Consider the following 12,811-nt stretch of genomic DNA (forward strand, 5'->3'; position numbering starts at 1 on the left):
CGGGATAGAACAGTTTAGAAAGGGCTTCTTACACCTCGATCACGCGATGTCCCGCCGCTTTTAGCAGTCGATTCATCACCGCTCGTCCCACGCCTTCCTCAGGAAAAGACTCCGCGAAAATGTAATCGAGTTTTTCTTCATCGAAGCTTCGGAGAGCATCATACAGACCGGCAGCAACGGTTTCCAAGCGGTCTCTTCTGCCGCAGATGCGGACGGCATCCGCCCGGTAAGCGCCTGCCCGTTCTTCTGTGGTGAGAACCCCGACCTTCATTCCGTCTTTCTGATATTGCCCGATCAGCCGCTGGATCTCTTCCGGAGTGCCGTTTACGATCGCAAGCGGTGCTTCCGGAGCATAATGAGTGTACTTCATCCCGGGAGACAATGGTGCCTTTTCTTCATCTGTGATCCCCTGATCAATGAGTACGGTGCCGGCCGCGGCTTCGAGCTGTTCTTTTGTTACACCGCCCGGTCTTAAAATAACCGGAATGTCTCCTGTACAGGACACGACGGTTGATTCCACCCCTACACCGGTGGGCCCGCCGTCGACAATCCCCGCAATCCGTCCGTTCAAATCGTGGATGACATGCGCGGCTTTCGTCGGACTCGGTTTGCCGGATACATTCGCACTCGGAGCAGCGACAGGAACGCCCGCTTCTTTAATCAACGCAAGCGCCACCGGATGATCGGGCATTCTGACCGCCACCGTGTCAAGCCCTGCTGTCACCCTTGTGGATAACACGCCTTGTTTGCATGGCAAAACGAGCGTCAGCGGACCAGGCCAAAAACGCTCCATAAGGGCTGAAGCCTGAGAAGAATCCACCTCTGCAAATTCTTCAAGCTGCTGGATATCCGCAATGTGGACAATAAGGGGATTGTCGCTCGGACGCCCTTTTGCTTCATATATTTTAGCGACAGCCTCGGTGCTTTTCGCGTTTGCGCCAAGCCCGTAAACGGTCTCCGTCGGAAAAGCGACCGTTTCATTCTGCTGGAGCAGCCGGGCAGCTTGTGTAATTTGTGGATAGTTTGTGGACAAATCCCCTTTTGCATCCACAGTCCATAACATTGTATTCATCAACATCAAAACTCCCTTAACAAAACACTAAAAACGTTAAAAATACATGTAAATCCTGTTGAAAGTATAAAAGATGAGAGAAAAGAAAACAAGCGTTGTCCACATTTTGTGGATAACGCTTTTGAAAACGTGGATATCTCTGTGTATAAATCAATTAAGAAATCGGCGTTTTCACCATTAAAACGGCTCCATTTACTTTGAGTGAATCTGAGATGTGTTCCGATTGACAAAGTTCTTCCGGGACGACTTCTGCTTGCTTGAATCCCATGACTTCAAGAAAATCCATCGATTTTCGATTGTTAGCGACTAAATATAATGTATGAATCCCCCGTTTTTCACACAACACCTGCATGCCCTGAAACAGAGAGACGATATGGCCTTGATTGAGCTTGTCAGATACGACGAGCGAACGCAAAAGCCCTTTTTCATTTTCCATTTCCTCCATCCCAAGGCAGGCGACGATTTTATTTGGAGGATTCTCCATCATAATAAACTGACTTTTCTTTTCGTCAATTCCTTTATGGCTTGTCCCAGCTTCTCTTAAAAACGCTTCAATGGCATGTATGTCTTTTGCTTCCGCTAACCTCAATTGGTAGAACATCTTTTCACCCCGTTTTTAGCTTCTCTCTTCAATCTATGAGGGCGACAGTAAAATATACCTTTTGATTTGGAAGAAACCCGGCTACCCCTATTTCCATTTCGATTAGCAGAACCATCGGAATATCCACATCAAGATATCCGCTGTTGTTCATATTTTTCTAGCATTCGTTCATACGCTTCTGTCGCGTCTTACAAATGGTGCTACCCGCCGTTTTGGAAAATTATATCATATTGCACACACATGAATAACCACCCGCCAAACCTATTAAAACATCGGATGACGAGCAGCATTGCAAATACCCGCTTGGCCGCTCATGAGAACAGTCCTGTAAACCATTCTACGAGAAAGAATTTCACTTCTTTGTCTTCTTCTTTTTGTTCGTCTGAAGAAGCGACTTCATCGGTTTCAGCTGGTTTTTCCTTTGTCTGCTCGTCTTCTTCAGGCGATTGAACGGCTTCCCCGTTCGAAAAGTCCAAAAAGCAAAGCGGCGGAAACAGAACACACCACCAATTGGCTCCCTCTCCATCTCCCAATGTAATCAACACAGCCTCATATTCTCCAGCTGGATACACCATGTTTCCGTAAAGCTTTGTCGGGAAGGAGACTTTGTCAAAACGGACGGCTACGGACTGTTCGGCATTCTCCCGTTTCATGACATCGTTTGCGATGTCTTTAATTTCAGGGAGTTTTGATCGAATCACTTGTCTCGCTTGCTGAATTGAAGTCAGATCTTCCACCCAGTTTGTGATTTCTTGATTGACCTCGTCTCTGATTTGCCGTTTGAGGTTTTGGTCGCTCTCGCTGTCGCTGTTCGCCAAGATCCGCAAGCGAATTGCTTCATCCGGAATAACCGCCGGCTCACCGTTGGACGATTTAGCCGTCTCCTCTGTCGTCAGGTTGGCAATCGCGCCTATCATTAACAGAAATATATATAAACAAGCCATAGATGATTTCTTCATTTTTCCCACCGTTCCTCTCCGTTCTTCATCCTTTTCTAGCCACATTATGGTCAAAGACGAAACGGTTTAAACGGATTCATGCAAAAAAATCTATTAAGCTTTTAATCTAAACGGATAAACAAAAAGAACAGCCTGAAACCAAGGCTGTTCTTACCGGCCGCCATATTCGACAACTGCGGAGACGATGCGGTCTTTTCCATTCAGATCCTTCTTGACCTGAACCTCCGCTTGCGGAAAAAACTGATGAAACATATCCAGGACGGCGTTCCCTTGAGACCAGCCGATTTCGAACACAATCAGCGCTTTATCCGCCATCACCTCTGGCAGCTCCTTCATAAAACGATGATAAAACCGCAAGCCGTCAGCTCCGTCCGTCAAGGCGCCGACAGGCTCGTTTAGCCGGACAACTTCAGACAGCGTCCGCATTTCTTCTTCTGATATATAAGGAGGATTCGAAACAATAACATCGGCTTTTTTGTTTTGCGCAATCAGCGGTTTCAGCAAATCACCGCTGATGAAATCCACTTTCGCTCCAAGCTTGTCTGCATTATTCGCCGCTGTTTTCAACGCTTGTTCAGAAATATCTGTGGCCGTAACGGAAAACCGCTCACTCTCAAGCGCAAGGGTGACGGCGATCGCTCCGCTCCCCGTACCGACATCGACCGCTTCAAGGCTGTTCTTTCCGGGAAAGACGTCATTCGCCATGACCAGGACGGTTTCCACGACTTCTTCGGTTTCAGGGCGCGGAATCAGCACATGTTCATTAACCGAAAATTCCCGTCCGTAAAACCATTCTTTTCCTGTGATATATTGAACAGGAACACCGGAATGATGCCGCTCAACAGAGTTTTTAAATGCTTGAAAATCGGTGTCGGACATCGGATCATGGAAGCTTGCCAACAGCTTGCTCCGTTCGATTTTAAGCTGGTTCATCAGCAAGATTTCAGCGGCGTTTCGGTCTCTTCCCGCTTCGGCTAAATAAGAAGAAGCCCAGTGAAGGGCTTCGAAAATCGTTTTCATTTTAGCTCTCCGCCTGCTGAAGCTTGCTTGCCTGATCTTCGACAATCAGCGCGTCAATGACCTCGTCAAGCTTGCCCTCAAGTATTTGGTCGAGCTTTTGGATCGTTAAGCCGATCCGGTGATCTGTCACGCGGTTTTGCGGAAAGTTATACGTCCGGATTCGTTCAGAGCGGTCACCTGTACCGACGGCTGATTTCCGGTTTTGATCATATTCAGCCTGTGCTTCCTGCTGAAACTTATCATAAATCCTCGCCCGCAAAACCTTCATGGCTTTTTCTTTGTTTTTAATCTGCGATTTCTCATCCTGGCATGACACGACAACACCTGTCGGAAGGTGAGTCAGACGTACGGCGGACATCGTCGTGTTGACGCTTTGCCCCCCCGGACCGCTTGAGGCGAACGTATCGACGCGAATATCTTTCTCATGGATGTCGATTTCGACTTCTTCGGCTTCAGGAAGACAGGCGACCGTCGCCGTCGACGTATGGATGCGCCCGCCTGATTCCGTCTCAGGCACGCGCTGCACGCGGTGCGCACCGTTCTCGTATTTCATCCTTGAATATGCACCGTTTCCAGTGATCATAAAAATGATCTCTTTATAGCCGCCCGTACCCGTTGTACTGGCTTCCATCACTTCTGTTTTCCAGCCCTGCAGCTCAGCATAGCGGCTGTACATCCGGTAAAGGTTTCCGGCGAACAAAGCCGCCTCTTCACCGCCGGCAGCCCCGCGGATTTCCATAATGACGTTTTTATCGTCGTTCGGATCTTTTGGTATCAGCAAGATCTTCAGCTGCTCTGTCAGCGACTCGATTTCTTCCTGCAGTTCAGAAATCTCCTCTTTGACCATTTCGCGCATATCGGCATCAAGCTTTTCATCCAGCATCGCCTTTGCATCATTCAACTGCTCCGAAGCGCTCCGGTAACGTCTATATACTTCAACTGTTTCCTGTATATCAGATTGCTCTTTGGAATATTCTCTGAGCTTTTTCGGATCGTTGACCACCTCAGGATCACTTAAAAGCTCATTTAATTTTTCGTACCGATCTTCTATCGATTTTAAACGGTCTAACACGGTCTTCACCTCTGTTTGCTGTGCGTAACATTCTAATTATAGTATAGGGACTGTTCCCAGTCAAAACAACTTGAGAGATGGCGATTTTTGGTATACTTTTAAGAAAAAAGGAGTCTGCCGCCATGCTTGAAGCGATCCACCACATTGCGATCATCTGTTCAGATTATAAAGCATCCAAAACATTCTATGTCGACAAGCTCGGCCTTGAGATCATCTCCGAAACCTACAGGGAAGACCGGGATTCGTATAAACTCGATCTCTCGCTTCACGGCCGCTACGTCATTGAGCTGTTTTCGTTCCCAAACCCGCTGAAGCGCGTCACAAGGCCGGAAGCAGCCGGCCTCCGCCATTTGGCTTTTAAAGTTAACAACCTGGAGCAAACCGTCGGCAAGCTTCAGGAAAAAGGCATCCGGCTGGAGCCGGTTCGCATCGATCCCGGCACCGGAAAACGCTTTACCTTTTTCTTTGATCCCGACGGCCTGCCTTTGGAGCTGTATGAAGGATAGCCTGGAGAAATATCGCTTTCTTTGGCGAATCCCTTCTTCTTTTGTCTAACAGGAAGGAAGCTTTTGATCCGGGTCGAATATCCCTTTTACATGATCTGATAATCGTTAAAAGGAGGTAGCTAAAATGAATACAACTGATGCAGCAAACAAGCTCGGCGTCTCCACTAAAACGGTGCAGCGCTGGGTGAAGCAGCTGCAATTGCCCGCTTCCCGGAACGAACTCGGCCACTACTTTTTCACAGATGACGACTTCGCCATTTTAAAAGAAGTCAAGGAACAGCTGCAAAACGGAACACCTATAAAAGAGGTCACGGTTGAACGGCAGAAAAAAGCCTATGTGATCAAGAAAAACGAAACGGTTCAACCGAAAGCGCCGGACCATTTGAACGCATGGATTGAGAAAAGAGTGCAGCAGCTGCTGCACCATGAACAGCTGGAACGCGAGCTGCTTCAGAAAAAAATTGCCGATCTGGAAAGGAAGCTCGAACAAAAAGCGGACGAAGTCGTCTCCTACCAGCTCCTTCAGCAAAGACGCGAACTGGAAGAAGAACGGCAGCAAATTAAACACCTTGAGCAAAAAATCAGCGAGTTGGAAAGCAGAAAAAGCGACACAGAGTCAACGGTCAGAAGGGAAGAAAAACCGAAAAGAAAATTTAAATCGATCTTTTCTTTTTAAATGAAAAAAGCTTGCAAGGTGCACGAATGAGCACTTGCAAGCTTTTTTTCTATGCGGTGATGGCAATTAATATCGGCAGTGTCACGATGGACAGCACCGCACTGATGACAAACGCAGACGCCGTTTCCGCTTCCTGGCTTTCAAAGTTCGTAGCGATCATGGCCGCCACTGCAGAGCCTGGGAAGGCAACAAGCAGAACCGCTATTGTCAAGTCGGCAGAAGACAGGCCGACCGCCATGGCGATCACAAACATTAATGCTGGCTGTGCCGCAACCTTGAGAAGGGCGATGCTTAAAGCCGGCATGCTGAATTTGATTTGGCGGATTCCGACGGTCACCCCGACCGCGAAAAGAGCGATTCCAGATGTCGTGTTACCAATCATATCAAGCATTTTCTGCGGAAGTTCAGGGATTTGCAAACCGAATAGCACAAGGATAATACTTGCGAGCGGCGCAAAAGCAAGCGGCTCAGACAAGCCGTGTAAAATGGATTTTCCCGTTACTTTCCACAGGCTGTCGCTGTTTTCGGATTCCTTTTTAGATGAGCGGCCGACAGTACCTACAATGATGGCCAAAGGATCGAGCATCGCATTGACGACGATTCCTGTAATCGCAATCGGAATCGCAATTTCCTGGGCACCGAACAAGCTTCCGAGCACCGGAATCCCCATAAACGCAAAAGTCGGCTGTGCAGAGTTTAATGAAAACATGGATGCATTTGTTAGATCGTATTTAAATAAAAATCTTAAAAGAAGTAAAATAATAACGTAAAACCCTACAATTCCGAGAATCAACGATACCATTAGCGGAATTTGACTATAAAACTTATCCTTGGGTGTTGACAAGATGCTGGACACAAAGTGAGCCGGAAGCGCGTATTTTGTAACGAGTGTGCTTACCCCTTTTGCTGATTTAGCATCATAACTACCAAAATGACCTGCAAACCATCCCAGCGCAATAACAAAAAATATTGGCGCAAGGAGGATTAAAATATTTAAAAAGCTCAAAGCTGTTTCCTCCTCTATGTCGTCCTATTTTCAGGACATAATAACGGCGGCTTTGACGGATCGTTCAAATCAAGCCGCCGATCCCAAAATTCCGGTTAGTGACGGCCGCCTCTGAGTGCGGCCACAGACGTTTTTTTATTATTTTCCCAGTCTTCAAGATTAGTCGCGTTTTGCGACAACGGTTTGGTATTCCGGACGCCACATCGCTTCACGCACCGCTTTTTCGACATTATCCGGCTGAACGCGGGCGACACCGTCTTTAATCGCTGCTTTGACTACATCAATTGCGACTTGTACAGACACGGCTTGAAGATCATCGATTTTCGGAAGGAGCCCTGCACCCGGCTGATCATGGTCAACCATATCGGCAACCGCGTTTGCAGAGGCAGCAAACATTCCGTTTGTGATCACTTTTGCTTGTGAAACGATTGTGCCAAGTCCCAATCCCGGGAAGACGAAAGCGTTGTTGGATTGTCCGATTTCATGCTCTACTCCATTGTAGACAACAGGTTCGAACGGACTTCCCGTCGCGACTAAGGCTTTTCCATCCGTCCATTTAAACAAGTCTTCAGGGACGGCTTCAGCTAATGTAGTCGGGTTGGACATCGGTAAAATAACCGGGCGTTCCGTGTGAGCCGCCATCTCTTTGACGATTTCTTCTGTAAAGGCGCCGGAGACACCTGATGTTCCGATTAAAATAGAAGGTTTCACTTGGCGGACGACTTCTTCGAAAGAAATCTCCCCTTTTTCATTGCGGTTCCAGTCTTTCACTTCTTCTGTACCGCGCAGATAAGGTGTTTGGAAATCGAGAATATTGTCCATGCCTTCCATCAGCAAACCTCTGTAATCGACTGTCCAGAACGCTTTGTTTGCTTCTTCTTCAGACAGCCCTTCAAGAACCATCGTGTCGCGGATTTGATCGGCGATGCCAATTCCCGCTGAACCAGGGCCGAAGATAACGACGCGGTGATCTTTTAACGATGTTCCTGTCTTTTTAACAGCTGCTAAAATCGCCGCAAGCGTGATCGCTCCTGTTCCTTGGATATCATCATTAAACGTTGCAATTTTATGGTTATATTTACCCATAATGTTACGGGCGTTTTTATTCCCAAAATCCTCCCAGTGAAGAAGCGCTTTAGGGAAATATTTCAATGCCGTCTCAACATAAGCGTCGATGAATGCATCATAGCGCTCGCCTTGAACACGAGGATGACGGTTTCCGATGTAAAGCGGATCATTCAGAAGCTTTTCATTGTTTGTTCCGACATCCAGGACAACCGGAATCACGCGGCTTGGGTCAATGCCTGCTGCGGCCGTATAAACTGCCAGCTTTCCAATCGCGATGTTGATGCCCCCGACACCCCAGTCACCGATTCCCAGAATGCTTTCGGAATCGGTAGCAACGATCAGATCAATGTCGTCTGCTGATGCCTGGAGATTTTGAAACGCTGTTTCGATTCCCGCGATATCATCAATAGATAAGTAGATCCCATGCGGTCTGCGGTACTCGTGGCTGTATTCCTGAATCGCTTCACCGACAGTCGGCGTGTAAACAACAGGAAGCATTTCACGAAGATGATTTTGCAGCAATTTATAAAAAAGCACTTCGTTTCTGTTTTGCAGATCGTTTAAATATACGTTTTGACGAAGACGGTCAGGCTGGGCGGAAAATTGTTCATATGCACGTTCTGCCTGCTGATCGAGGCTTAAAACGGTCGGCGGCAGAAGCCCTTCAAGTCCGAGATTCTTTCTCTCTTCAAGAGAAAATGCCACCCCTTTATTTAAAGCAGGAATCGATAAAACATCTTTTCCTCTTAAAGAAGTTTCCAGATATCCTTCCTTCGTTTTTTTCATGTTATTCACACTAATTACCTTCTTTCTAAAATGTTAATAAGGTGAAATAATTACGATTAATGATGAAACATTGTTTTCTTTCTTTTAACTTTGTCAAATATGTACGCGCGTTTTTGACAAAAATCTGAACAATACCCAAAACCTATTTACATTTTTTCTGACTACAGTAAGTCATTTTATGCCTGCTCTTGCCAAAATTCAAGCAATGAAAATTAGATAATTTTTTCGTATCCTTAATTAAGTTTTTTAATTACAATTATTTCTACAAAAAGAATCCAATAAAAAAAACACTTGTTTTTACCAAGTGTTTTTGCTTCATTTTATTCAGGTTTTCCAGGCACCTCATGGTGATGACGGCAGCGTGCTTCATACGTTTCTGATGCGCCTACCAAAATGACCGGATCATCATATGAGGCCGGTTTTCCGTTGATCAGCCTCTGCGTCCGGCTGGCCGGGGAACCGCAGACAGAACATACCGCTTGCAGCTTGGTCACCGTTTCCGCTAAAGCCATCAGATCCGGAACGACGCCGAACGGTTCCCCGCGAAAATCCTGGTCAAGCCCTGCGGCAATGACCCGATATCCCTGATCAGCCAGAGCGGTTAGCGTGCGGACGATCGTTTCGTCAAAAAACTGCACTTCATCAACGCCGATCACATCCGTGTTAACGCTTATGTACTGATAAATTTCAGCCGGAGATGTGATCGCATGGCACACAATGGATGTCCCATTATGGGATACGACAGAATCATTGCTGTAACGATTATCTATGGCCGGCTTAAACACTTTGACTTCCTGTTTGGCGAATGTCGCCCTTTTCACCCGGCGGATCAGCTCTTCCGATTTTCCCGAAAACATGCTCCCGCATATGAGTTCAAGCCAGCCGCTTTGCTTCATGACGTACATCATCTATAACCCCTCTCCAGCAATTGATTGCATGTAAAAAACAGGCAAGAACGATTCCTGCCTGTTTATCATATCTATTATTACTTAAGACCGTATTTTTTGTTAAAGCGATCAACACGACCATCAGCAGAAGCGAATTTTTGGCGTCCAGTGTAGAACGGATGGCATTCAGAGCAAATCTCAACGCGTACCTCTTCTTTGACTGAGCCTGTTTCAAATTCGTTTCCACAAGCGCATTTGACTGTTGCTTTTTTGAACTCAGGATGAATTCCTGTTTTCATGTCTGTCATCTCCTTCCGCCCTGAATCCGTTTCGGAAACAGAGTTATTATTCCGGGACAAAACCTCCGGAACGCACATGATAGAATTATAACAGTGATCCGGACGTTTTGCAAACCAAAGTTAAATTACCGTCTCGCAGCCGACACGTTGGACTGCTTCCATTCCTGGATCAACATATCGAAGAATTCCTGATTTGTTTTCGTCTTCTTCATCTTTCTCATAAATTTCTCAACAAAATCCGGTGTGTCGGACATTGTTTTGCGGATGGACCAGAGGCGGTCAAGATGTTCTTTCGGAACAAGGAGCTCTTCTTTTCTCGTACCCGAACGGCGAATATCAATGGCAGGAAAAATTCTTCTTTCCGCAAGAGAACGGTCAAGATGCAGCTCCATGTTGCCGGTTCCTTTAAACTCTTCATAGATTACATCGTCCATGCGGGACCCCGTATCGACAAGAGCGGTTGCCAATATCGTCAAACTTCCGCCCTCTTCAATGTTTCGGGCCGCTCCAAAGAACCGTTTCGGACGGTGGAATGCGCCGGGATCGATCCCTCCGGACAATGTTCTGCCGCTTGGCGGAATGACCAGGTTATAGGCGCGGGCCAGCCTTGTGATGCTGTCCATTAAAATGATGACGTCTTTTTTATGCTCGACGAGCCTCATCGCCCGCTCCAGCACAAGCTCGGCCACTTTTATATGGTTCTCAGGCACTTCATCAAAAGTCGAGCTGACGACGTCTCCAGCTACAGATCGTTCGATGTCCGTCACTTCTTCAGGACGCTCATCGATCAGAAGGACGATCAGCTCCGCTTCCGGGTGATTGGCTGTAATGCTGTTGGCGATCTCTTTGAGAAGCATCGTTTTACCTGCTTTTGGAGGGGCGACAATCAAACCGCGCTGTCCAAAGCCAACCGGCGCCATCATGTCCATGATCCGTGTCGACAAGTAATTTGGCTTCGTTTCAAGCACCATTTGGCGGTCTGGATAAAGAGGCGTTAAAGCCGGAAAGTGCACACGTTCTTTTGCCGATTCCGGGTCATCTCCGTTCACTGCTTCCACATGAAGCAGACCGTAATACCGTTCGTTTTCCTTTGGAGGCCGGACCTTTCCGGAAACTTTATCACCGTTTCTCAAATCAAAACGGCGGATTTGGGAAGCAGAAATATAGATATCCTCTGAACTTGGGGAATAGTTAATCGGTCTAAGAAAGCCGAATCCTTCGGACTGGATGATTTCCAAAACACCTTCCATAAAGAGAAGATCCTCTTGTTCGGCATTCGCTTTCAGAATGGCAAAGATCAGTTCCTTTTTTGTCAGTTTGCTGTAATACGAGACTTTATAGTGACGTGCAAGCTCATACAGCTCTTTTAATTTCATATTTTCCAAAGATGAAATGGATACATCTTTCACTAAGAACACCACTCTTTTCTAATCAAATAATGTAAACGGATTGGTACCGCCGATTCAGCTTTTATCGGCTACGCTTCCACCCAATATATATCGACGTATTGAAAAGGATTATAAGCAAGTCGAGAAAGAAGCGAGGACTTAACAAGAGAAGATAATCGCATATCTGATGGATGCGGCAGGAATTCAGGCTCTCCTTTAAGAAACCGGGATTGAGCTGAAAAATTTCGCAGCACTCTTTATTTTTACCTCATTTGACATTCATATTCAACTTCATTTGTGATTTGACATAAAATTGATAGAGATGACTTTGTTTTGAAAAGCGCGCCTGGAGCATGTCATGGAGAAGCAAGCCGTCTGCAATTGTACCAGAGTCATGCCATCTGTTCAATTCATAAGGCTGTTACATACAGGGGAAAAGCGGGTCATCCCCGCTTTTTCTTTCCTTTAAGGCCGAATCACTAAGTTTGGTTTTTTCTTAAGGCTGTGTCTTCCGTCAACAAATCGGACCGTACCGGACTTCGCCCTCATGACAATACTGTGTGTTGTCCCGACAGAACCTTTAAATTGAACGCCGCGAAGCAGTTCTCCGTCCGTCACACCGGTGGCGGCGAAAATCGCGTCGTCCCCTTTGACGAGGTCTTCCATCCGCAGCACTTTCCCGGTATCAAGACCCATTTTTTCACAGCGCTTCAACTCTTCTTCGCTCTGCGGAAGCAGCTTGCCATGAATTTCCCCCCCAAGCGCTTTCAGCGCCACAGCGGACAAAACACCCTCCGGGGCTCCGCCTGATCCGAATAAAATATCGACTCCTGTGTGGTCGAAGGCTGTATTGATTGCTCCGGCTACATCACCATCATTGATCAGCTTGATCCTTGCGCCCGCTTCCCGGAGTTCGTGGATGATGCGCTCATGTCTGGAACGGTTCAAAACGGTTGCGACGACATCTTCGACATCTTTATTTTTTGCTTTGGCCACGGCTTTCAAGTTGTCGATCACAGGCGCCTCAATATCGATGCATCCGACAGCTTCCGGACCGACGGCGATTTTATCCATATACATGTCAGGCGCATTCAGCAGGTTTCCGTGATCCGCCACAGCGATAACGGCAAGTGCATTCCAGCCGCCGCTTGCGACGATGTTTGTACCTTCAAGAGGATCGACTGCCACATCTACCCGCGGACCATAACCGTTTCCAAGCTTTTCTCCGATATAGAGCATCGGAGCTTCATCCATCTCACCTTCCCCGATCACAACTGTTCCCTTCATCGGTATGGTGTCGAACACATCCCGCATAGCGCTTGTCGCCGCGTCATCCGCTTCGTCTTTTTTTCCTCTTCCCATCCAGCGTGCCGACTTAAGCGCAGCCGCCTCTGTCACACGTACGAGTTCCATTGATAAACTTCTTTCCATTCCTATCCTAATCTCCTCTCCCCATTTGCAAATCGGTTTT

The 12,811-nt window shown here is 47.1% G+C and carries 13 protein-coding genes; 2 read left to right on the top strand and 11 right to left on the bottom strand.

Features of this window, described 5'->3' with window-relative positions:
- Positions 1-28 precede the first annotated feature (28 nt).
- The 5 genes from P3X63_RS20510 to prfA form a co-directional block, all read right to left on the bottom strand.
- Positions 29-1,072, bottom strand: a complete 1,044-nt coding sequence (locus P3X63_RS20510) for an L-threonylcarbamoyladenylate synthase (protein ID WP_409444365.1) — start codon at positions 1,070-1,072, stop codon at positions 29-31.
- A 154-nt stretch (positions 1,073-1,226) separates the two neighbouring features.
- Positions 1,227-1,673 (bottom strand): GNAT family N-acetyltransferase, encoded by a 447-nt coding sequence (locus P3X63_RS20515; protein WP_026589096.1) that lies wholly within the window; start codon positions 1,671-1,673, stop codon positions 1,227-1,229.
- A gap of 311 nt (positions 1,674-1,984) precedes the next feature.
- Complete coding sequence (gene spoIIR, locus P3X63_RS20520; protein ID WP_026589097.1) at positions 1,985-2,632, bottom strand: stage II sporulation protein R; 648 nt, start codon at positions 2,630-2,632, stop codon at positions 1,985-1,987.
- Positions 2,633-2,782: 150 nt separating this feature from the next.
- Positions 2,783-3,652, bottom strand: a complete 870-nt coding sequence (prmC, locus tag P3X63_RS20525; protein WP_277691822.1) for a peptide chain release factor N(5)-glutamine methyltransferase — start codon at positions 3,650-3,652, stop codon at positions 2,783-2,785.
- Between the two features lies 1 nt (position 3,653).
- Positions 3,654-4,724 (bottom strand): peptide chain release factor 1, encoded by a 1,071-nt coding sequence (gene prfA, locus P3X63_RS20530; protein WP_026589099.1) that lies wholly within the window; start codon positions 4,722-4,724, stop codon positions 3,654-3,656.
- Positions 4,725-4,846: 122 nt separating this feature from the next.
- Between prfA and gloA2 the strand changes: the two genes are divergently transcribed.
- Together gloA2 and racA are read left to right on the top strand one after the other, a co-directional pair.
- Positions 4,847-5,230, top strand: coding sequence for an SMU1112c/YaeR family gloxylase I-like metalloprotein (gloA2, locus tag P3X63_RS20535; RefSeq protein ID WP_277691824.1), 384 nt, complete (start codon positions 4,847-4,849; stop codon positions 5,228-5,230).
- A gap of 124 nt (positions 5,231-5,354) precedes the next feature.
- A complete protein-coding gene (gene racA, locus P3X63_RS20540; RefSeq protein WP_026589101.1) occupies positions 5,355-5,906 on the top strand; it encodes a chromosome-anchoring protein RacA in 552 nt (183 codons plus the stop codon).
- Positions 5,907-5,955: 49 nt separating this feature from the next.
- Here racA and P3X63_RS20545 read toward each other — a convergent pair whose 3' ends face one another.
- From P3X63_RS20545 to glpX, 6 genes are all read right to left on the bottom strand, one after another.
- Positions 5,956-6,912: an AEC family transporter gene (locus P3X63_RS20545; RefSeq protein WP_026589102.1), complete on the bottom strand. Its 957-nt coding sequence runs from the start codon at positions 6,910-6,912 to the stop codon at positions 5,956-5,958.
- Between the two features lie 159 nt (positions 6,913-7,071).
- Complete coding sequence (malS, locus tag P3X63_RS20550; RefSeq protein ID WP_277691827.1) at positions 7,072-8,775, bottom strand: oxaloacetate-decarboxylating malate dehydrogenase; 1,704 nt, start codon at positions 8,773-8,775, stop codon at positions 7,072-7,074.
- Between the two features lie 311 nt (positions 8,776-9,086).
- Complete coding sequence (locus P3X63_RS20555; protein ID WP_026589104.1) at positions 9,087-9,671, bottom strand: thymidine kinase; 585 nt, start codon at positions 9,669-9,671, stop codon at positions 9,087-9,089.
- Between the two features lie 80 nt (positions 9,672-9,751).
- Positions 9,752-9,952 (bottom strand): 50S ribosomal protein L31, encoded by a 201-nt coding sequence (rpmE, locus tag P3X63_RS20560; RefSeq protein WP_026589105.1) that lies wholly within the window; start codon positions 9,950-9,952, stop codon positions 9,752-9,754.
- 125 nt (positions 9,953-10,077) lie between these two features.
- Positions 10,078-11,361: a transcription termination factor Rho gene (gene rho / locus P3X63_RS20565; protein ID WP_026589106.1), complete on the bottom strand. Its 1,284-nt coding sequence runs from the start codon at positions 11,359-11,361 to the stop codon at positions 10,078-10,080.
- Positions 11,362-11,805: 444 nt separating this feature from the next.
- Complete coding sequence (gene glpX / locus P3X63_RS20570; RefSeq protein WP_026589107.1) at positions 11,806-12,771, bottom strand: class II fructose-bisphosphatase; 966 nt, start codon at positions 12,769-12,771, stop codon at positions 11,806-11,808.
- Between the last annotated feature and the right edge of the window lie 40 nt (positions 12,772-12,811).

The organism is Bacillus sp. HSf4, assembly GCF_029537375.1.
Lineage (GTDB): Bacteria > Bacillota > Bacilli > Bacillales > Bacillaceae > Bacillus > Bacillus sonorensis_A.